This is a genomic window from Wukongibacter baidiensis (assembly GCF_050888315.1).
GTDB lineage: Bacteria > Bacillota > Clostridia > Peptostreptococcales > Caminicellaceae > Wukongibacter > Wukongibacter baidiensis.
This window is the reverse complement of sequence record NZ_CP138202.1, coordinates 1,371,376-1,395,105: the sequence shown is the minus strand read 5'-3', so window position 1 is coordinate 1,395,105 and position 23,730 is coordinate 1,371,376. Positions and strand designations below refer to the sequence as shown.

The 23,730-nt window shown below is 34.8% G+C and carries 15 protein-coding genes; all 15 read left to right on the top strand.

What is annotated here, in order from left to right:
• Positions 1 to 115 precede the first annotated feature (115 nt).
• The 15 genes from R9X47_RS06550 (at position 116) to R9X47_RS06480 (ending at position 23,516) form a co-directional block, all read left to right on the top strand.
• Positions 116 to 484, top strand: coding sequence for a (2Fe-2S) ferredoxin domain-containing protein (locus tag R9X47_RS06550; RefSeq protein ID WP_432665939.1), 369 nt, complete (start codon positions 116 to 118; stop codon positions 482 to 484).
• Positions 485 to 572: 88 nt separating this feature from the next.
• The gene (gene nuoF / locus R9X47_RS06545) at positions 573 to 2,363 is read left to right on the top strand and encodes an NADH-quinone oxidoreductase subunit NuoF (protein WP_432665938.1); all 1,791 of its coding nucleotides are present in this window, start codon (positions 573 to 575) and stop codon (positions 2,361 to 2,363) included.
• A gap of 22 nt (positions 2,364 to 2,385) precedes the next feature.
• The gene (gene fdhF / locus R9X47_RS06540; protein WP_432665937.1) at positions 2,386 to 5,061 is read left to right on the top strand and encodes a formate dehydrogenase subunit alpha; all 2,676 of its coding nucleotides are present in this window, start codon (positions 2,386 to 2,388) and stop codon (positions 5,059 to 5,061) included.
• 185 nt (positions 5,062 to 5,246) lie between these two features.
• On the top strand, positions 5,247 to 5,873 hold the full coding sequence (gene mobA / locus R9X47_RS06535; RefSeq protein WP_432665936.1) for a molybdenum cofactor guanylyltransferase: 627 nt from the start codon (positions 5,247 to 5,249) through the stop codon (positions 5,871 to 5,873).
• Entirely contained in the window at positions 5,860 to 6,639 is a 780-nt protein-coding gene (fdhD, locus tag R9X47_RS06530; protein WP_432665935.1) for a formate dehydrogenase accessory sulfurtransferase FdhD, read from the top strand. The genes mobA and fdhD overlap by 14 nt, the downstream gene beginning before the upstream one ends.
• Positions 6,640 to 6,941: 302 nt before the next feature.
• Positions 6,942 to 7,739 (top strand): formate/nitrite transporter family protein, encoded by a 798-nt coding sequence (locus R9X47_RS06525; RefSeq protein WP_432665934.1) that lies wholly within the window; start codon positions 6,942 to 6,944, stop codon positions 7,737 to 7,739.
• Between the two features lie 565 nt (positions 7,740 to 8,304).
• The gene (locus tag R9X47_RS06520; RefSeq protein WP_432665933.1) at positions 8,305 to 8,778 is read left to right on the top strand and encodes an NAD(P)H-dependent oxidoreductase subunit E; all 474 of its coding nucleotides are present in this window, start codon (positions 8,305 to 8,307) and stop codon (positions 8,776 to 8,778) included.
• 176 nt (positions 8,779 to 8,954) lie between these two features.
• Complete coding sequence (locus R9X47_RS06515; RefSeq protein ID WP_432665932.1) at positions 8,955 to 9,323, top strand: (2Fe-2S) ferredoxin domain-containing protein; 369 nt, start codon at positions 8,955 to 8,957, stop codon at positions 9,321 to 9,323.
• A 120-nt stretch (positions 9,324 to 9,443) separates the two neighbouring features.
• The gene (nuoF, locus tag R9X47_RS06510; RefSeq protein ID WP_432665931.1) at positions 9,444 to 11,234 is read left to right on the top strand and encodes an NADH-quinone oxidoreductase subunit NuoF; all 1,791 of its coding nucleotides are present in this window, start codon (positions 9,444 to 9,446) and stop codon (positions 11,232 to 11,234) included.
• 35 nt (positions 11,235 to 11,269) lie between these two features.
• Positions 11,270 to 13,072 (top strand): NADH-dependent [FeFe] hydrogenase, group A6, encoded by a 1,803-nt coding sequence (locus tag R9X47_RS06505; protein ID WP_432665930.1) that lies wholly within the window; start codon positions 11,270 to 11,272, stop codon positions 13,070 to 13,072.
• Positions 13,073 to 13,437: 365 nt separating this feature from the next.
• Positions 13,438 to 13,683: a TM1266 family iron-only hydrogenase system putative regulator gene (locus tag R9X47_RS06500; protein ID WP_432665929.1), complete on the top strand. Its 246-nt coding sequence runs from the start codon at positions 13,438 to 13,440 to the stop codon at positions 13,681 to 13,683.
• Between the two features lie 21 nt (positions 13,684 to 13,704).
• On the top strand, positions 13,705 to 15,084 hold the full coding sequence (hydG, locus tag R9X47_RS06495) for a [FeFe] hydrogenase H-cluster radical SAM maturase HydG (protein ID WP_432665928.1): 1,380 nt from the start codon (positions 13,705 to 13,707) through the stop codon (positions 15,082 to 15,084).
• A 50-nt stretch (positions 15,085 to 15,134) separates the two neighbouring features.
• Positions 15,135 to 16,445, top strand: a complete 1,311-nt coding sequence (hydE, locus tag R9X47_RS06490; protein ID WP_432665927.1) for a [FeFe] hydrogenase H-cluster radical SAM maturase HydE — start codon at positions 15,135 to 15,137, stop codon at positions 16,443 to 16,445.
• Entirely contained in the window at positions 16,446 to 17,672 is a 1,227-nt protein-coding gene (gene hydF / locus R9X47_RS06485; protein WP_432665926.1) for a [FeFe] hydrogenase H-cluster maturation GTPase HydF, read from the top strand.
• Between the two features lie 186 nt (positions 17,673 to 17,858).
• Positions 17,859 to 23,516 (top strand): AAA family ATPase, encoded by a 5,658-nt coding sequence (locus R9X47_RS06480; RefSeq protein WP_432665924.1) that lies wholly within the window; start codon positions 17,859 to 17,861, stop codon positions 23,514 to 23,516.
• The last annotated feature ends 214 nt before the right edge of the window (positions 23,517 to 23,730 follow it).

Genomic DNA, 23,730 nt, shown 5'->3' with positions numbered 1-23,730 from the left:
TAATAAATTTCAAAGAAAAAATGTACGAGCACTCACTATTTCTTTTGAGATTTCCTTTAAATATTAATGTTGTCTATCTATAGTTATAAAGTATCTAATCAAGGGAGGTATAACAATGAAATCATTAGCAGAACTAGCTAAGATAAGAGAAGAAGCCTTAAAAAAAGTGGATATAAGAAAAGAAAGAAAAGGGACGAGAATAGTAGTTGGCATGGCTACATGCGGCATATCAGCGGGAGCAAGACCAGTACTAACAGCACTGTTAGAAGAAGTTAAAAAAAGAAACCTAAGAGATGTTGAAGTGACACAAACGGGATGTATAGGAGTATGCAAGCTAGAGCCACTAGTAGAAGTATACAAAGAAGGCGAAGAAAAAGTAACATACGTTGACATGAGCGCCGACAAAGCAAAAAAAGTAATAGCAGATCATATAGTAAACGGAAAAGTAGTAACAGAGTATACAATAGGAGCATACGAGAAGTAAGAACCCGAAGAACTTACTGCCAACTGTGGGGGATTAGCTGTTTGCTGACTCTTAAGGAAAACTACAAAGATTAAAGGGAGGTAAAGAAATGGATTTATATAGATCGCACGTACTGATTTGCGGCGGAACAGGATGTACATCGTCAGGATCTACTGGAATAGAAGAAAGATTCAAAACAGAGCTTGAAAAACAAGGATTAACTAAAGAAGTTAAACTAGTAAAAACAGGATGTTTTGGACTTTGTGAAGCGGGACCGATAGTAATAATATATCCTGAAGGATCATTTTATAGTCAAATTAATATGGAAGATGTAGAAAGAATAGTAGAAGAGCATCTATTAAAGGGAATAGTTGTAAAGGATTTACTGCACAATGAGTCAGTAGAAGAAGATACAATAAAGCCGATACATGAAATAGGGTTCTATAAGAAGCAAGAGAGGGTTGCCCTAAGAAATTGTGGTTTAATAAGTGCAGAGGATATTGAGGAATATATTGCAATGGACGGATACAAAGCCCTTGGAAAAGTACTTACAGAAATGACACCTCAGGAAGTAATAGACGAGATAAAAGCATCAGGTCTTAGAGGTCGTGGAGGCGGAGGCTTTTCTACAGGACTAAAATGGCAATTTGCCTATAACTCAAAAGGAGAACAGAAATACGTAGCATGTAATGCCGACGAAGGAGATCCAGGTGCATTCATGGATAGAAGTGTACTTGAGGGAGACCCTCATTCAGTAATAGAGGCAATGGCAATAGCTGCATATTCAATCGGAGCAGATCAAGGCTATGTGTATGTAAGGGCAGAGTACCCAATAGCGGTAAATAGGCTTGAAATAGCAATAAAGCAGGCAAAGGAATATGGGTTGTTAGGGAAAGATATATTTGGGACAGGATTCAATTTTGACCTAGAAGTAAGGCTTGGAGCGGGAGCCTTTGTATGTGGAGAAGAGACAGCGTTACTTCAATCAATTGAGGGTAAGAGAGGGATGCCAAGACCAAGACCGCCTTTCCCAGCAGTAAAAGGATTATGGAATAAGCCAACGTTGCTAAATAACGTTGAAACCTATGCAAATATCCCACAGATTATTTTAAACGGAGCAGAATGGTTTGCATCAATTGGAACAGAAAAATCAAAGGGAACAAAGGTATTTGCCTTAGGTGGAAAGATAGTTAACACAGGATTAGTAGAAATTCCAATGGGAACAACATTAAGAGAAGTAATCTATGAAATAGGTGGCGGAATTCCGAATGGTAAGAATTTTAAAGCAGTACAAACAGGTGGGCCCTCTGGAGGATGTATTACAGAAGAACACTTAGACACACCGATTGACTACGATAATCTAATAGCACTAGGGTCAATGATGGGTTCTGGTGGTATGATTGTAATGGATGAAGATAATTGCATGGTAGATATAGCAAGATTTTTCTTGGATTTCACAGTGGACGAGTCATGCGGAAAATGTATGCCATGTAGAGAAGGCACAAAGAGAATGCTAGAGATTTTAGATAAAATAACAGAAGGAAATGGAGAACCACAAGACATAGATAAGCTAATAGATTACGCAGAAACAATCAAATTAACTTCACTATGTGGTCTTGGACAGACAGCACCGAACCCAGTACTTTCAACATTAAAATATTTTAGAGATGAATATGAAGCTCATATATATGAAAAGAAATGTCCAGCAGGAGTATGTCAGTCGTTATTACAATACACAATTACGGATGCATGTAAGGGATGTACATTATGTGCAAAGGCATGTCCTGTAAATTGTATAAGTGGAGAAGTTAAGAAATTACATGAAATAGATCAGACAGAGTGTATTAAGTGTGGTGCTTGTATGGAAAAATGCCCATTTGATGCCATTGTTAAGAAGTAATTAGATAAAGGAGGGATAGTAATTGATTAATATAACGATTAACGGAGAAATAGTTAAAACTGAGGAAGGTCTAACTATACTGCAAGCCGCCGAAAAACTTGGAATAAAGATTCCTACGTTTTGTCATGATAAAAGACTAGTGCCACATGGAGCATGTAGAATTTGTGCTGTAGAAGTGGAATGTGCTAGAAATCTTGTAACTGCATGTACGACACCAGTATCAGAAGGTATGGTTATTCATACCCATAGTCCAATAGTTATTAAAGCAAGAAAAAATATATTAGAGTTTGCCATGTTAAATCATCCGAATGATTGTTTAACATGTGAGAAATCAGGTGAATGTAAGCTTCAAGATTATTGCTATGAGTATGATGTAGAGAATAAAAACTTATCAAAAGGCGAGGTAAGGAACATACCTGTTGATGAAAGTAACATATTTTATGATAATGACCAAAGCAAATGTATTTTATGTGGAAAATGTGTAAGAGTATGTGATGAACTTCAGTGTACTAGTGCAATAGGATTTAGTGAAAGAGGATTTAGGACCCACGTAACTCATCCTTTCGAAGAAGGAATGAAGCAGTCCTCATGTGTATCCTGTGGAAATTGTGTTTCTGTATGTCCTGTTGGGGCTTTAATGCCTAAGAGCAAAGAAAAATTTAGAAATTGGCAAGTTGAAAAGGTTAGAACAACATGCTCATACTGTGGTGTTGGATGTCAGATGGATTTAGTAGTTAAGGATAACAAGGTAGTAAGAATTGACCCTGCCGATGGGCCATCAAATAATGAACTGCTTTGTGTTAAAGGGAAATTTGGATTTAACTTTATAGGTCACCCCGATAGACTTAAAACTCCTTTGATAAAAAAAGACGGAAAGTTTGTACAGGCTACATGGGATGAAGCCTATGACCTTATAGCTAGTAAAGCAAAAGAGATTAAAGGTGAGCATGGTGCAGATGCTTTTGTTGGCTTAACATCTGCTAGGTGTACAACAGAAGAAAACTACCTTATGCAAAAACTTTTTAGAGCTGTTATAGGTACGAACAATGTTGATCACTGCGCACGACTCTGACATTCATCTACAGTTGCAGGTCTTGCAACTACTCTTGGTAGCGGTGCTATGACTAATAGTATTGGTGAAATAGTAAATGCTGATGTGCTGTTTGTAACAGGTTCTAATACAACAGAAGCCCATCCAGTAATTGGTTCGAAAATGAGACAAGCCATAAACAGGGGGGCTAAGTTAATAGTAGCCGATCCTAGAAGAATAGATTTAGCTAAGGATGCCGACGTATTCATCCAGATTAAACCAGGTACTAATGTAGCTTTATTAAATGGAATGATGAATGTAATATTTAAGGAAGGGTTATACGATAGAGAATATATTGATAGCAGAACTGAAAACTTTGATGAATTAGTTGATGCGATAAAGGATTTTACGCCAGAAATGGCTGCAGAAATCTGCGGAGTTAATTCAGATGATATAGTAGAGGCTGCTAGAATATATGCATCAGGGGATAAAGCTGGTATATTCTATGCAATGGGTATTACACAACATAGTTCAGGAACTGAGCACGTTAAAAGTATAGCTAATCTTGCTATGATATGCGGTAATATTGGGAAGGAATCGGCCGGAGTTAATCCACTGCGTGGGCAAAACAACGTTCAAGGTGCCTGCGACATGGGTGCACTTCCAAACAACTACCCAGGATATCAGAAAGTATTTGATCCAGAGGTAAGAGAAAAGTTTGAGAAGGCATGGGGAGCAAACCTCTCCGATGAGGTAGGTTTAACAATTCCGAAAATGATGGATGGTGCCCATCATGGAGATGTTAAATTTATGTATATCATGGGAGAAAATCCAATGGTATCGGACCCTGATATTAATCATGTAAGAGAATCTCTTAAAAACTTAGACTTTTTAGTGGTTCAGGATATATTCCTAACAGAGACTGCTGAATTTGCAGATGTTGTGCTTCCAGCTGCATGTTTTGCAGAAAAGGATGGGACCTTTACGAATTCTGAAAGAAGGATTCAAAGATTGAGAAAGGCTGTTGAGGCACCAGGGGAAGCTAAGGCTGACTGGGTTATATTCATGGAACTAATGAATGAACTAGGTTATGAAAGTCAATACAATCATCCTAGTGATGTCATGGATGAAATAGCTTCAGTAACACCACAATATGGTGGTATAAGTTACGATAGAATTGAGGGAGAAGGACTCCAGTGGCCATGCCCTTCTATGGATCACCCTGGAACCCAATATCTCCATAAAGGTAAATTTGCTAGAGGGAAAGGGCTATTTACTGGAATACAATATAAGCCTGCAGCGGAGCAGATTGACGAGGAGTATCCTTTAATTCTTACAACAGGACGTATTTTATATCATTATCATACAAGAAGTATGACGGGTAGAGTTGAGGGATTAAATAAAATTGCCCCTGAAGGATATATAGAGATTTCTCCTGAAACAGCAAAGCTGTTAAAGATCGAAATGGATGAAATGGTTAAAGTTTCTTCAAGAAGAGGGACAATAACGACAAAGGTAAATGTTACTGACATTGTTGATGATGGAGTAGTATTTATGCCATTCCACTTCGCAGAAGGAGCAGCAAATGTTCTAACCAATACGGCACTAGATGATGTATGTAATATTCCAGAACTTAAGGTTTGTGCTGTGAAAGTAGAGAAAATATAATTAAGCCTCAAATTATTCATGAAAAATTCAAAATTACTTGCACACTTTTAAACTTTTCATAAATAATTCGGGTTAAAACAGGATGTGGAAAAGGAGTAGGATTGAGACAAAATATTAAATTTCGCCTCTTTCCTATTTCCACTCTTTCTATATAATTACGTCTATATAAAAGGATAGGAGAAAATATGAAAAAGTTAGGTACTGCTATTATTATGGCTGGTGGAAAAAGTTCAAGAATGGGTTTTGATAAACAGCTAATAAAGATAGAAGATAGATACTTAATAGATATAATAATTGAAAATTTAAGTAAATCCTTTGAGGAGATAATAGTAGTTAGTAATGTTAAAGGTATTCATAATTACCGCAATGTAGCAGTTGTTGAAGATAAAATTAAAGATTTAGGGCCTTTAGGAGGATTGCATGCGGGACTAGGAAAGGCCAGTAGCTTATATAGCTACGTAATCGCCTGTGATATGCCCTATATAAATAACCAGTATATAAATTATATGAAGAAGTTTTTAAAGCAATGTGACAAAGCTGATGCGTTAATTACTAGATTTGGGGACTGGATTGAGCCCTTTAATTGTTTCTATTCAAAAAATATTGTAAATAATATAGAGGATCACATTAAATCTAATCAAAAAAGTATATATTCTCTTATGAAAAAGTTAAACGTAGCTTACATTGAAGAAAGAGCAGCTAGATGTTTTAGTCCTGATTGGAGAATGTTTGAAAATCTTAATACAAAAGAAGATTTGAGAAGATGTCATATAGAACTAAAAAGACTGGAGACTAAGTATGCAGGTATATAAAGAAGTTACAATTACAAAAATTGAAGATGATAAGATATATGAAAAAGAAGATATGGTAATAAAGGAATATCCACTAACAATATTCATTAATGATGAAGAATTTATAACCCTTCTTTGTACTCCACAATCTTTAGATTATCTGACAATAGGTTTTTTGATTTCAGAAGGACTTATCAAAAGAAAAGAAGATATAAAAAGTATGAGAATTGATGAGATAAAAGGAACAGCCCGTGTGGAGATAAAGGGAAAAGATTTATTAACCAAGAAACTGTATGGGAAAAGAACTATGACGACGGGATGTGGAAAAGGTACAATTTTTTATAGCGTAATAGACGCTTTAAAGACGAAAAAGATATATAATGACTTTGATGTGAAGAAGGAATACATCTTTCAAATTTCAAATGGACTTAATAAAAGGTCAGAGCTGTTTATTAAGACAGGAGGGGTGCATAGCTGCCTTTTGTGCAGTAAAGAAGATGAACTTATATTCCATGAGGATGTAGGAAGACACAATGCTATTGATAAAATCATAGGAGAAGCCTTTGTTAAGGATATTGACTTAAAGGATAAGATTATTTTAACAAGTGGTAGAATATCTTCTGAAATGTTACTTAAGTCTGCAAAGGTAGGTGTACCTGTTGTTGTGTCAAGATCAGCTGCTACGGATTTAGCAGTAGATATTGCTAATAAACTTGGAATTACTTTAGTAGGTTTTGCAAGAGGGAAAAAAATGAATATATACTCCCATGAGGAAAGAATATTATAGACTATTAATGTATATCAGAGACTGACTTTTTCAACATCTCAAATGTTAATGTAAAAAGTATTTTAGAGTATAATGGAAAGTTAGTATTCGAAAAATAGAGCAGGATAAGACTATAGGTGAGTATGCTAAATATGAGGTTATGGTTTTTACGTGAATGGATACCAGACGTGTTGATTTAGCTGAAAAATCCATGAGATTTGAAAGAGAAGACATTAAATTATATTTATAATAGTGCATAAATAAATTATGCCTAAATTTTTGATGGAAATTGATAATTAAATAACGAAAAGGAGAAACTGTTAATGGATAAGAGAATGTTGTCCTCAAAAGAAATAGCTGAAGTAACGGTTAATGTTGGATATGCTAAGGCAACAAAATCATCGCTATCACTACTTTTATTAGGTATTTTAGCTGGAGCATTTATTGCCTTTGGAGCTGTTGGTGCAACTACTATGGGAGCCTTAGTAGGAGATATAGGATTAGCAAAATTAATTGGAGCTGCAGTTTTTCCAGTTGGACTTATGCTTGTTGTTATGGCTGGCGCTGAGCTTTTTACAGGAAATAACTTGATGACCTTAGGTCTTATGACGGGGAAATACAATTTTAAGGATATGCTTAGAAACTGGGTACTTGTGTATATAGGAAACTTTATTGGATCAATAATAATAGCGATACTTATTGCTAAGACAGGGCTTTATACAGGAGCAGTTGCTGATAAGGCAATAGCGATTGCAACTAAGAAAGCAACTATTATGACTAGCTTAGGCCTTGGAGCCGTACTAGCAAGAGCAATTCTTTGTAATATTATAGTCGTACTTGCCATTTGGCTAGCTACAGGAGCAAAGGATATAACTAGTAAGATATTTGCTTGTTGGTTTCCAATAATGTTATTCGTATTATCAGGATACGAACATAGTATAGCAAATATGTTTTTCATCTATGTAGGAAAGTTTGTAGGAGCAGAAATTACTGGAGCTCAGATATGGATGAATAATATAATTCCTGTAACAATTGGAAACTTAATAGGTGGAGCCGTAATTGTGCCGATATTTTATTATCTGATTTTCCTTAAGGATGATAAGAAGGCCTTAGCTGCGTAAGTAATGCTTTTAATTGAGTATCTTATTGAAATATGGCATTAAAAGTTTTTAAGAATATTAAATTATAGTAGGGATTCATATCTTATATCAATAAGATGATATATAAAGCGTTGAAAATAGAAGATTGTAAAGATTTAAAGTTGTTGGCTTGAACTTTAAATAAAGTTATATAATATCCATGATTAAAACATAATCAAGATTAAGCAAAAAAAATGAAAAAATTACAAGGTATTAACAATTTTTTAGTTGATACCTTGTGTTTTTTTTGATAAATTCTTATTAGTAAGATTTTCTACTACATATTTATTACAAAACTAGTTGTAATAAAAAGTGGGAAATGATATAATTTTAACAAAAGTCGACAGAATACGACAATGGGGTAATGTAATACTATTTTACAAGGTTTCAAAATTTGAATTTCCGTGTATACAATATACTAGAAGTATACCTATATACCATAAAAATATTTTATATCTATAATTGATTTTTGGTAGTAGGAATAGTACAATGTATACGATGGAGAGGATTAATTTTTATTTTTAATAAATATGAAAGGAGAGGTGACATGGCTAAGAATATTTTAACTAAAGAGAATTTCGACAAATTGCACGAAGTGATCGAAGCCAACAAAGGAAGAAAAGGTGCGTTAATGCCAGTACTTAATGAAGCTCAAAATATATTTGGAGCAGTACCATTAGAAGTACAAAAGACAATCTCAAAGGCACTAAACATACCAGTAGCAGAGATTTATGGTGTAGTAACCTTTTATTCACAATTCTCACTTGAACCAAAGGGAGATTATGTAATAGGAGTATGTCTAGGAACAGCATGTTATGTTAAGGGAGCTCAAGCTATAATCGACAGAATTAGTAGAGACATAGATGTAGAAGTAGGTGGAACATCACCGGACGGTAAATATACATTAGAAGCTACAAGATGTATAGGGGCATGTGGACTTGCACCAGTACTTACTGTAAATGAAGATGTATATGGTAAATTAGTAGAAGCAGATGTTCCTGACATTTTAAAGAAATACTAATTTGATATTTAACAAACTAATTAACATTTAGACATATTAATTTAATATTTAACAAACTGCTAAATAGGATAGGAAAAAAATTTGCAAAACATAGAAAAAAACAGACATTATGTGAGAAATGGACTAATAGAGTTTAAATCTAAATATAATAAATAACTACTTAGGGAGGTTAAAGAATGAAATCATTAGCAGAATTAGCTAAGATAAGGGAAGAAGCCCTAAAGAAAGTAGATATAAGAAAAGAAAGAAAAGGAACAAGAATAGTAGTAGGTATGGCGACTTGTGGAATATCTGCAGGAGCAAGACCGGTATTAACTGCTTTATTAGAAGAAGTAAATAAGAGAAACCTAGCAGACGTAGAGGTAACTCAAACAGGATGTATAGGAGTATGTAAGCTTGAGCCATTAGTAGAAGTATACAAAGAAGGCGAAGAAAAGGTAACATACGTAGATATGAGTGCTGAAAAAGCTATAAGAGTAATTGCAGAGCATATAGTAAACGGAAAAGTAGTATCAGAGTTTACAATTGGAGCATATGAGAAGTAAATAATGATATAGGGCTACCAGAATGAAAGCCTAGAAATTAAGAATTTGCTGTCAGCTGTGGGCAATTAGCTGTTGGCTGACCCTTAAGGAATACCACAAAGACTAAAGGGAGGTAAAAAAATGGAATTATATAGATCGCACGTACTGATCTGTGCAGGAACAGGATGTACATCATCAGGATCTCTTAGCATAGAAGAAAAATTCATTACAGAGCTTGAAAAGCACGACCTTACAAAAGAAGTAAAACTAGTAAAAACAGGATGTTTTGGACTTTGTGAAGCAGGACCGATAGTAATAGTATACCCAGAAGGATCATTTTATAGTCAAATAGCAACAGAAGATGTAGAAAAAATAGTTGAAGAGCATTTATTAAAGGGAAGAATAGTTAAGGACTTACTACACCAAGAGTCAGTAGAAGAAGATACTATAAAGTCAATAGACGAAGTAGGATTCTACAAGAAGCAAATGAGAGTAGCATTAAGAAACTGTGGTGTAATCAACCCTGAAATTATAGACGAATACATTGCGATGGATGGATACAAGGCACTTGGAAAAGTACTTACAGAAATGACACCAGAGCAAGTAATAGAAGAAGTAAAGGGATCTGGACTTAGAGGCCGTGGTGGTGGAGGATTCCCTACTGGACTTAAGTGGCAGTTTGCATACGGATCAAAGAATGACAAGAAATATGTAGCATGTAACGCCGATGAAGGAGACCCAGGTGCATTCATGGATAGAAGTGTACTTGAGGGAGACCCTCATGCATTAATAGAAGCGATGGCAATAGCAGGATACGCAATTGGATCAGACCAAGGATACGTATATGTAAGAGCAGAGTATCCAATAGCAGTAAATAGATTAGAAATAGCAATAGAGCAAGCAAAGGAATATGGACTATTAGGAAAGGACATATTCGGAACAGGATTTAACTTTGACCTAGAAGTAAGACTAGGAGCAGGGGCCTTCGTATGTGGAGAGGAAACAGCACTTCTACAATCAATCGAAGGTAAGAGAGGTATGCCAAAGCCAAGACCACCATTCCCAGCGGTAAAAGGACTTTGGAACAAACCGACGCTACTTAACAACGTTGAGACATACGCAAACATACCACAAATCATCCTAAATGGAGCAGATTGGTATTCATCAATAGGGACAGAAAAGTCAAAGGGAACAAAGGTATTTGCTCTAGGTGGAAAGATAGTTAACACAGGATTACTAGAAATCCCAATGGGAACAACACTAAGAGAAGTAATCTTCGAAATAGGTGGAGGAATCCCTAACGGTAAGAAGTTTAAGGCAGTACAAACAGGTGGACCATCAGGAGGATGTTTAAAGGAAGAGCATCTAGATACACCAATCGACTACGATAACCTAGTAGCTCTAGGATCAATGATGGGTTCAGGTGGTATGATCGTAATGGATGAAGATAACTGTATGGTTGACATCGCAAGATTCTTCTTAGACTTTACAGTAGAAGAGTCATGTGGAAAGTGTACACCATGTAGAGAAGGTACAAAGAGAATGCTAGAGATACTTGAGAGGATAACTGAAGGGAAAGGTGTGCCAGCGGATCTTGATAAGCTAGAAAGCTTAGCAGAAACAATCAAGTCAGCATCATTATGTGGACTTGGGCAGACAGCACCTAACCCAGTATTATCTACATTAAAGTTCTTTAGAGATGAGTATGAAGCTCATGTAAATGACAAGAAGTGTCCAGCGGGAGCTTGTCAGTCATTATTAGAATACAAAATACTAGACACATGTAAAGGATGTACATTATGTGCAAAGGCGTGTCCAGTAAACTGTATAAGCGGAGAAGTTAAGAAGTTACATGAAATAGATCAGAGCGAATGTATCAAGTGTGGAGCTTGTATGGAAAAGTGTCCATTTAACGCTATTATTAAACAATAGTATCGGTAAGTCTAGAGGATAAGGAGAGGTGAAAGATGGAGAAAGTAACTTTAACCATAAATGGTCTGCAGGTTGAAGTGCCAAGTAACTACACAGTACTTGAAGCTGCTAAAGAAGCTGGAATAGATATACCAACACTTTGTTATCTTAAGGATATAAACGAAGTAGGAGCTTGTAGAGTTTGTCTAGTAGAAGTAGAAGGTGGTAGAAGCTTACAAGCATCATGTGTTCTTCCTGTTAGAGAGGGAATGGTTGTTAAGACAAACACAAAGCATGTAAGAGAGACTGTTAAAACGACTGTAGAGTTGATTTTAGCAAATCATAATAGAGAATGTTTAACATGCTCTAGAAATAGAAACTGTGAACTTCAAACATTATCAGAAGAGTTAGGAATTGAAGAGGTATCATTCGAAGGTGAAAAAAGAGTTAGCACTGTTGATGATAAGTCTGCTTCAATCGTAAGAGATGCAAGCAAATGTATTCTTTGCGGTAGATGTGTTAATGTTTGTAAGAAGGTTCAAGAAATTGGAATCCTAGACTTTACACACAGAGGATTTGAGACTGAGGTTGCTCCTGCTTTTGATAAGAGTATGGCTGAAGCCCCATGTATCTACTGTGGACAATGTATAGTTGCATGTCCGGTTGCAGCTTTAAGAGAGAAATCAGACATCGAAAAAATATGGGATGCAATTGAAGATCCAGATACACATGTATTAGTTCAAACTGCGCCAGCTGTTAGAGCAGGACTTGGTGAAGAATTCGGATTACCTATAGGAACTAGAGTAACTGGTAAAATGGTTGCAGCTCTTAGAAGGCTTGGATTTGACAAAGTATTCGATACTAACTTTGGGGCTGACCTTACAATCATGGAAGAAGGTCACGAGTTATTAGATAGACTTCAAAATGGTGGAAAGCTACCAATGATTACTTCATGTTCACCTGGTTGGATTAGATACTGTGAATTCTATTATCCAGAGTTCTTAGAGAATTTATCAACTTGTAAATCACCGCATCAAATGGTGGGTGCAGTATTAAAGTCATACTATCCAGAACTGAACAATATTGATCCTAAGAAGATCTTTGTAGTTTCAGTAATGCCATGTACATCTAAGAAAACTGAATCAGCAAGAGAAGAGATGGAAGTTGATGGTTTAAGAGATGTAGATGCGGTAATTACAACTAGAGAACTTGGTAAGATGATCAAGCAAGCTAGAATTAAGTTCTTACAATTACCAGATGAAAACTTTGACCAAGTATTTGGTGAGTACACTGGAGCCGGTGTTATCTTCGGAGCTACAGGTGGAGTTATGGAAGCAGCACTTAGAACTGTTGCAGATGTATTAACAGGTGAAGACCTAGAAGATATAGAATACGGCGCTGTTAGAGGTGTTGAAGAAGGTATTAAAGAAGCTGAATTAGAGATAGCTGGAAATAAAATTAGAATAGCGGTTGTTCATGGAACAGCTAATGCAGGTAAGGTATTAGAAATGATTAAGGCCGGTGAAAAGGATTATCATTTCATCGAAATTATGGGATGTAGCGGTGGTTGTGTAACTGGTGGTGGACAGCCTCACGTTGATGCTAAGACCCTAATGGATGTAGATGTAAGAGTAGAAAGAGCTAAGGCTTTATATGAAGAAGATACAATAATGGAACAAAGAAAATCACATAAGAACCCAATGATCACAAAGATCTACGAAGAGTTCTTAGGTAAGCCAAATGGACATAAGTCTCACGATCTTCTTCATACTCACTACGTTAAGAGAGAAATATATGAAATTAAAGAAAACTGCGGTGGTTGCTCAGTAGAAGAAGCTGCATGCGGATGTGAAGAATAAAAATAGATATTAACCTTAGTAATAATTTCAGCGTAGATGATTTATCATCTACGCTGTCTAATAAAATAAATATGTTATAAAAATAACATTGAGGGTATATATATAGTAGTACAGACTCTGACTAATGGATTGTATCCATTAGGAGGATGACAACAAACTTATTTAGGTCACAACTTCATATTTTTATTAACTAATTGCAAGGATATTTCTGAGCAAAAGGTAAGAAATGAGGAAGGTAAAGTATGCCATTTTTTGCATAAGACTTTCCAAAGGGTAAGCATTTTTCTTATCTTTTGGAAAGTTTTTTGTTTGGAGAAAATCTTTGGGAGGAGTAAGATTAACAATGTAACACAGGGGGGAGTCTGGTGGATAAAAGAATTGGTGTGGTAGCAATAATTGTTGAAAACGAAGATAGCGTACAGATTGTAAACTCTATATTATCAAGTTATTCAGATTTAGTTGTAGGGAGAATGGGAATTCCCTATAAGGAGAAAAAAGTAAAGGTAATATCCATAATAGTTGATGGAACGACGGATAAGATTGGAGCTATGACTGGAAAGCTTGGAAGATTAGATGGAGTGACTGTAAAGAGTGCGTTGACTAAAAAATAGAAATCAAAAAATAGGAGGTATATGCTAATGGATACTCATAAAATCATTAATGAGAGTTTTATAAATGAATTACTTGAAAAGGCTAAGGAAACGCCAAAGGATGATATATTAAAGATTATAGAAAAGTCAAAGGATTGCTTTGGATTGACATTTGAAGAGGCGTCAGTACTGCTTCAAGTAGAGGATGAGGACTTATTAAATGAAATGTTTGAAGCATCAAAGTATATAAAAGAAAAAATCTATGGAAATAGAATTGTAGTTTTTGCACCGCTTTATACAAGTAATGAATGTACAAATAATTGTTTGTATTGTGGTTTCAGGGCAGCAAATAAAGATCTTCACAGAAGAACACTAAGCGCCATGGAAGTAGTTAATGAATCAAAGGCAATTGAAGACCAAGGCCATAAAAGAATTCTTTTAGTATGTGGTGAGGACGCAAAGAAGACAGATATAGACCACATAGTAGATTCTGTTAAGGCAATATACGATAATACTGACATAAGAAGAATAAATGTAAATGCTGCGCCTCTACCGGTGGAGGATTTTGAAAAGTTAAAAGGAGTAGGTATTGGAACTTACCAAATTTTCCAGGAGACATATCATAGAGAGACTTATAAAATAATGCATCCAACTGGATCAAAATCTGATTACGATTATAGATTAACTGCTCTTGATAGAGCCTTTGAAGCTGGTATAGATGATTTAGGTATAGGAGTACTTTTAGGGTTGTATGATTACAAATTTGATGTGCTTGCCACACTAATTCACTCTGATTATCTAGATAATAAATATAATGTGGGACCACATACTATTTCAATACCAAGACTGAGACCTGCCCATAACTCAGCATTAAAGGAAGTACCGTATCCAGTATCAGATAAAGACATAAAAAAGATAGTTGCAGTTTATAGATTAGCTGTGCCATACACGGGAATAATCTTATCTACAAGAGAAAGTGCCGCTTTAAGAGACGAGTTACTTGAACTTGGAGTATCTCAAATTTCTGCTGGTTCAAAGACTAATCCAGGTGGATATGAGGAAGACGATAGCGAAGCGACACAATTTGAAACGAGCGATGAGAGAAGTGTTGATCAAATGCTTCAAGTAGTAGCAAAGCAGGGACATTTACCAAGTTTCTGTACAGCATGCTACAGAGAAAAGAGAACAGGTGAAGCCTTTATGGAGCTTGCTAAGGATGCCCACATCCATGAGTTCTGTCATCCAAATGCAATATTAACCTTTAAAGAGTACTTGTTGGATTATGGATCTGATGCAACAAGAAAAGAGGGAGAGGCATTACTTGAAAGAGAATTAGATAAAGTAGTTGATAAAAAGATAAAAGAGGAAACTATTAAGAGATTAGAAAGATTAGAAAAGGGAGAAAGAGACCTTTACTTCTAGGCTAAATTAATAATCTAAAATAAATAACTCTATAAACGATGGAGGTTACTATGACAAAAGAACAAATCAAACATTACCTCATCATGGCAGGTTCTACAAGTCATATGCTTAGGGGTGATAAGCTGTTAAAGGATGAAGATATATATACATCCTTAGTGCCTGCTCCTTCTGAATATGGAACGGTATGTGCGACTGCTATTAAGGTGAAAATAGAAGATAAAGATCGAGCGGAGAAAATCCTTAGGGAGAATAGTATTACTATTGAAGGGGTTTATCCTGACAAACCGAGGAAGCTTTCTGGATTAGTTGATAAATTAATGGATTCAGTTATATCTCCAGAATTTATGGAGGTTTTAAAGAAAATCGAAGATGGAGAAGAATTAAACTTTGAAGATATTGCAATGCTGCTAAGAACTGAAAGAAAAGCTGAAAAGGATGCTCTATTCCTTGCTGCCGATAGAATGAGAAAAGAAATAGTCGGAGACACAGTTGATATAAGGGGGGCAATAGAGTTTTCAAATTATTGCCGTAAAGACTGTAAGTATTGTGGTATTAGAAAGAGTTTAGATGATCTTAATAGATATAGGATGGATGAGGATGAGATTATGGAGGTTGTTCATTATCTCCATGAAATCGGACTAAAAACTGTTATTCTACAATCGGGTGAAGACCTGTGGTGGACACCGGATAAAATTTCATCCCTGATAAAGAGAGTTAAGAAAGAAACTAAAATGAATATCACCCTTAGTATAGGGGAAAGACCAAGGGAAGAGTATGAATTATACAGAAAGCTTGGGGCGAATAACTTTCTTCTTAAGATTGAAGCAACTAATAGAGAACTTTTTAAATTTATTCATCCCGATGATGATTTTGACCATAGAGTGGAATGTTCCAAATGGTTACGTGAATTAGGATATCTTAACGGATCAGGTAATATTATAGGTCTTCCGGGACAAACTGTGGAGGATATAGCCAAGGATATTTTATTCTTCAAGGAAATGGGAATAAATATGATTGGGATAGGACCCTTCGTCCCATCTAAGGGGACTCCATTTGAAAACTACCCTAAGGGAAGCATAGATATGACCCTTAAGGCCGTAGCTGTAACAAGAATAGTGTGTAAGAGGGTATTTATACCTGCGACAACGGCTCTGGCATCTCTTGATCCAGATGGGCAAACAAAGGCACTAGAAGCAGGTGCAAATACGATTATGTTGATAAATACACCTCCAAAATATAGATATAACTATCAGATATACAGTGACAAAAATATGGTAGATTTAGAATCGGCCTTTAAAGCTGTAGAAGAATCTGGCAGAATGATGCCACCATATCTGAAAATTAGAAGGGAGGATATATAGATGCAAGATACTCCAAGAAGTAATAGATTACACATAGCAATTTTCGGAAAAAGAAATGCGGGAAAATCAAGCCTCATTAATGCAATTACAAATCAAGATATTGCTTTGGTATCTAATGTGGCTGGAACAACAACGGATCCAGTCTATAAAGCTATGGAGATATTACCTATTGGCCCGGTTGTTGTAATTGATACGGCTGGATTAGATGATGTTGGTGAACTTGGAGAGCTAAGGATTAAGAAAACCTATCAGGTACTCAACAAGACTGAACTTGCTATTATTTTAGTAAATGGTGAAACTGGAATTACTGACTATGATATTGAGATAATCTCAAGAATTAAAGAAAAAAAAATACCTCTTATAGGTGTAGTTAATAAGATTGACATAGAAGATGTTGAAGATGATATATTAAAAAAGTGGAGCTCTGAATATAAAATTCCCTTTGTTAAGGTTAGTGCAGCTACAAAGGAAGGCATTGGTGAACTAAAGAATACTATAATCAGGGAAGCTAACTTAAAAACACACGAAAAAGTAATAATTGGCGATTTAATAGATCCCTTTGATGTTGTGATTCTAGTTACACCTATAGACAAGGCTGCTCCTAAGGGAAGGATGATACTTCCTCAGATGCAGACCCTTAGAGATATAATTGACCACGGTGGAATTGCGATGGTCACAAGGGAGACAGAATTAAAGGAAACCATTGAGAGCTTAGGAAAGAAACCTAAATTAGTGGTAACCGATTCCCAAGCCTTTGCAAGGGTAGATAAAGATACACCTAAGGACATAACCCTAACTTCATTTTCTATTTTATTTGCAAGATACAAGGGTGACTTAATGGAACTAGTAAAGGGTGTAAGTAGGATAAAAAGCCTCAATCCAGGAGATAGGGTACTTATTTGTGAAGGATGTACTCACCATAGACAAGATGGTGATATTGGGAGAGACAAGATTCCAAAATGGCTTGAGAAGATGGTAGGAGGAAAGCTAAACTTTGAATGGACTTCAGGAACTGCATACCCAGAACCTGATAAAATGAAGGAGTTTAATCTTGTTCTCCACTGTGGAGGATGTATGCTGAATCCTAAGGAAATGGAGTTCAGGATAGAGCAAGCCAAGGAAATAGGTATGCCGATAGTTAATTACGGAGTACTAATAGGATATATAACAGGAGTTTTGGAAAGGGCGTTAGATCCATTCCCTGAGATAAAGGCATTATTATATTAGAGGAAACTAAAAAAGCTTATATTGAACTGTTTTACATTGAAGAAGCTATATGACGTTAAAATTGTCGTAGAGCTTCTTTTTTTGTATAGAAAAAAATGTAAGTTTGAGAGGAAATTTGTGATAAATGGAGAAATGTAGAAAAAGTAGCATAGATATTGAGTTTGAGAGTGGGATGGTGAGAATACAATGGGATTTAGAGATTATGAAATCAAGGAATTGATTTATGAAGGAAAGGATACACTTATTTACCGAGGCTATAACAGTGCAAAAAATGAGAAAGTAATTCTAAAGACCCTATCTTCTGAGCGATTAACACTAAATAATATTGAAAAGATTAAGTATGAATATGAGGTTGCTCAAAAGGTTAACGATATTGAAGGCGTAGCAAGAGTATATGAATTAGAGAATTGGCAAGGGAGACCGGTTTTAGTTAGAGAAAATTTTGAAGGAGAACTACTTAAAAATAAAAAAATTGAGGTAGAAAAAATTTTCGATATAGCTATTCGACTTGCTGATACTATAAACGAAATTCACAAGAATAGTATTATTCATATGGATATTAATCCAAATAACATTCTAATCAATAGTAGTGGAGACATAAAAATTATTGATTTTGGAAGTTCGGTATTAATGACTGGTGATAAAAATATAGGTAGAAATCCTGAACAACTAGAAGGGACATTATCATATATATCACCAGAACAGACAGGAAGAATAGATAAGAAAGTAGATTATCGTACAGATTACTACTCCCTTGGAGTATCTCTTTACGAACTTCTCACAGGGAGACTACCCTTCGAACAAGATGATAAATCAGAGCTCATCTATGCCCATATTGCACAAAAAGCTGTACCTCCTGCGATCATTAATCAAAGGATACCGCAGGTGTTATCGGACATGGTAATGAAGCTCTTGGCTAAGATGCCTGAAGGTAGATATCAAAGCTTAGTAGGATTGAAAAAAGACTTAAGAAGATGTCAAAGAAGCTTTATGTCCAGTGGAAATATAGAGTATTTCAAAATAGGCAAGGAGGATACTGTCGATAGATTTGAAATACCAGAGAAGCTATATGGAAGAGATAAAGAATTCAAAGAATTATCATCATTTATAGAAAAAGCTAGTAAAGGGAGAAAGCAACTAGTACTAATTAAAGGTTATGCAGGAATAGGTAAATCTTCTTTAGTGAGAGAGATGCAGAAAAAACTCCTAAGTGATGCCACATTTTTTGTATCAGGTAAGTTTGAGCAATTCCAGAGAGGAATACCCTATAGCGCGCTTATTTTGGCCCTTGAAAACTTTATTGATCAGTTGCTTTCCAAACCATCTGAGGAATTAGCTATATGGCGTGAAAATATATTGAAAGCAGTAGGAAACAATGGGATGGTAATCACAGAAGTTGTTCCATCTTTAGAATTAATTATTGGAAAACAAAGTCCCGTTCCTAAGCTTGAAGCTATGGAGTCACAAAATAGATTTAAATTCACCATTGCAAATTTTATGAAGATCATTGCAAAGGAAGAACACCCACTCACTATATTTATTGATGATTTACAATGGGCAGACTCTGCAAGTTTAAATTTTATAACGATGCTGATGACAAATGAGTCAATCAACCATCTATTGATTGTAGGAGCATACAGAGACAATGAAATTGATTTAATTCAGCCGCTTATGATGATGAAAAATGAATTGGCTAAGAGCAATATTATCGCTAATACTATAGAACTGACAGCATTTCGGAGGAAAGATGTTCAAGTATTGATTGCAGATACTTTTATAGGTTTTAAAAAAGATTTATCTGATATTGAGGAATTATCAGATTTCATATACAACAAAACTCAGGGAAATCCTTTTTTTACTAAACAATTTCTGCAGACATTGTATGATAAAGAATACGTATGGTATGACTATAATTCAGCTAGATGGTGCTGGGATACAGCAGCAATAAAAAAACTGGATGTAACAGATAATGTAGTAGAGTTATTGATAAAAAAAATTATTACTTTAGATCATTCAACTAGACAACAGCTTGAAAGAGCAGCATGTATTGGCAATCAGTTTGACTTAAAGACCTTGGCTTTAATAAGTAATGAAACCAGAGATTATGTGCTACAGGATCTGCAGTCGGCGGTTAAAGAAGGATTGATATCTAGCGTTAATAACTTCGGCATGAAGTCATTAAAGCCAAATGAAATGTTTCGATTTCTTCACGATCGAATACAACAGGCTGTATATTCCTTGATGTCTGAAGAGATTAGACTAGCTACTCATTTACACATTGGGGGTTTGTTATTAAAGCAATATCAGGAAAAGGAAAAAATAGAGCAGTTATTTGAAATAGTAAGACATTTTAATATAGGTAAATCAACTCTAAAAGAAGAGAATGAACGAATAGAACTCGCGGCGTTAAATCTTAGGGCTGGTATAGCAGCAAAAAGTTCTTCGGCTTATAAACCAGCCTATACCTACTTTAAAACAGGGATTGAAATGTTAAACGATGATGCCTGGGAAGAGTATTATGGATTGACTTTAAAGTTACACTGTGAAATAGCTGAAATGGCTTATCTTATAGGTGATTATGAACAAATGGATATATTTTCAGAAATAGTTTTGAAAAGGGCAAAGAAATTAACGGATAAAGTTAAGGTATACAATATAAAAATACAATACTATCTGGCCCAAAACAATTTTAAGGAAGCATTAAATACAGGGATATCAGTAATTAAGCTAATGGAAGTTGATATACCTTTTCAGCCAAAACAAGCTGATATTGATAAATCTTTTGATAGGATAAAAGAAGCTATGTTAGAAATGAAAGTCGATGACTTGCTTAATTTACCTTATATGAGTGATCCTGACAAACTAGCTGCGATGCAGATTATGTTATGTACCATACCGGCCACCTATAAGGCAGCTCCAAAGTTGACACCAATTTTAGCATGTAAAATGGTTGAACTATCTATAAAATACGGGAATTCTCCTCTTTCAGCGGGAGCATACACATTTTATGGTCTTCTGCTATGTACGGTAAAAAATAATGTGGAGCTGGGCTATAAATTTGGAAAAGTAAGCGTTAAAATGATAGAAAAACAAAGCCTACAACAATATAAGGTTATGGTTTTAGACATGGATGCTTATAGCATAAAGCATTGGAAAGAGCATTTGAAATTGACACTCGATCAATTTGTTGAGGGTTATAGAGCAGGAATAGAAAACGGAAGTTTCCAATACGCTGCCTGCTGTTTGGCAGGACATGCTAAAAACTCACTTTATCTAGGACGTCCACTTAAAACATTGGAAGAAGAGATAGCAGACAATATAAAGATTATTGGAAAAATAAAAGAATGTTCATCATTAAACTACAAAAAAATCTTTGGACAGCTTGCTTTAAATATGCAAGGAAAATCAAAGAACCCAATTGAACTTACAGGGGAAATGTGTGATGAAAATAAAATGCTTTCTGTTATGAATGATACAGGAGATATGTCCGGAATGTTTTTCCTTTTCATGAGTAAAACAATATTAAATTATACTCTTGGAGAGTATTCACTTGCGGTTGAAACAGCAAAAAATGCAGAAGAAAATTTAGATGGAGTGGCGGGCATGGTGGATATTGCTGTTTTTTACTATTTTGATTCTCTTTCAAGTTTAGCAATATATCATACTGCTTCAAATAAAGAAAAAGAAGAAATTTTAAATAGAGTCATCAAAAATCAGGAGAGGATGAGAAATTGGTCTAATCATGCTCCGATGAACTTCTTGCATAAATACTATTTAGTTGAAGCAGAGCTTATGAGAGTAACAGATAGGACTGATGATGCAATAGAATATTATGATAAGTCAATCTCTCTAGCAAAGGAACATGAATATATAAATGAGGCAGCTTTAGCAAATGAGCTAGCTGCAAATTTTTGGCTTAGTAAAAGCAAATATAGATATGCTAGAGTACACTTTAAAGAAGCATATTTCAGCTATAAACGATGGGGAGCAGAAGCAAAAGTAAAGGCATTACAAAAAAAATATCTAGAAATTTTTTACGAAAAGTTTGAAAAAAATGAAGATGAAAAACCAACGACAGTGACTGCTCTAGAATTAGTAGATATAAATACTATCATGAAAGCAGATCAAGCCATATCTCAGGAAATTGTTTTAGATGAATTGGTTAAAAAACTGATTAGGATAATTATTGAAAATGTAGGGGCTGAGAAAGTAGTCTTTATGATTAAAGAGAATGATGAATTTTTAATTAAGGGAAAGAATGATAGTGAAGATGAAAAAATAATAGTTATCAGTGATACACTAGTTGATGAGTATGATGATATTCCTAGGAGTATCATAAACTATGTGAGCAGAACAAATGAAAGTGTTATTTTAGAAAATTCAACCCAGTCTTTAAAATTTGGATGCGACAAATATATAGTTGATAAAATGCCAAAATCTGTCTTATGTTTTCCTTTGATTAATCAAAGAGAGCTCAAGGGAATAATCTATTTAGAAAATAACCTAATGACAGGTGCCTTTACTAGAGATAGATTGAAGATTTTAGAAATGTTATCTTCACAGATAGTGATATCCCTTGAAAATGCAAGTTTATATGAAAATCTAGAACGGTCTAATGAAATACTAGACATTAAAGTAAAAGAACGAACTGCTCTTTTAAAAAAAGAAAGAGACAAACTTCAAAAATATCTTGATATTGCTGAAGTTCTGTTTCTAGTTTTAGATAAAGAAGAAAAAATAGTATTAATAAATCGAAAGGGATGTGAAATTCTAGGGTATAGTGAAGAAGAACTTCTTGGGAAAACCTGGCATGACAACTTTTCTAAGAAAGAAAATAGAGAGGATGCAAAGCATAACTTTGAATCCATAATAAATGGAGAATTGATAGAATATTCCGATGAGATTATTGTAACTAAAGATGGTGAAGAAAGGATAGTATCTTGGCATAACTCGGCATTAACGGACAAAGAGGGAAATATTGAAGGTACATTAAGTTGTGGAATAGACAGTACTGAGCATAGGCTGCTAAGAGAACAACTTGAATATAATAAATTAAAACTTGAGTTTTTTGCTAACCTATCCCATGAGCTAAAAACACCATTAAACCTTTCTTTTTCTGCTTTGCAAATGCTAAACTTTTATAGGAATAATAGTTTGAGTTCAGAGGTTAATGAAAAGATTGATAAATATACAAACATAATTAAACAGAATAATTATAGACTTTTGAAGCTAGTTAATAATCTGGTTGATATTACAAAAATAAACTCGAATTCATTTGATTTGAATTTACAGAATCACGATATAGTTGATCTTATAAGAATGATAACTTACTCAGTTGAAGACTATATAGAAAATAAAAATAGGATATTAATATTTAACTCTAATATAAAAAGTAAGATAGCTGCCTGTGATCCATTTAGCATTGAAAGAGTTATTTTAAATCTGTTTTCTAATGCACTAAAATTTACAGATGAAGGAGATGAAATTTCTGTAAGTCTATACGTTAAGGAGAATTCCATTAGCATAGCAGTAAAAGATACTGGAATTGGAATCCAGGAAGAGAAACAGAAAATGGTTTTTGAACGATTTAGACAGGTTGATAAATCCTTTACGCGAAATAGCGAAGGAAGTGGAATTGGATTGACAGTTGTTAAACTACTAGTTGAGTTACACGGTGGAACTATCAATGTTAAGAGTAAAGTTGGAGAATTCACGGAGTTTATTATAGATATACCTATTAAAGAATTAGATGAGGAATATAGATCAAGAGCTAACTATAATGATGGCTTAGAGAGTTTAATTGATAGAATAGATATTGAATTTTCCGATGTTTATGGATTGTAATCTTAGATCATTCTATTATTCACTAATATACTATCTGGAATTATGGACTTATACGACAAAAAAATAGAGTATAAGTCCTATTTTATTGAAAAAAATGTAAAAATAAAAGGAATTTTATTCTATATATAGAAATGTTTATTCCAAGACGGCATTATTTATGGAAAATTTGAAATCTCCGTAGGTAATCTAGGTGAAGTTAATTATTAAAAAATAT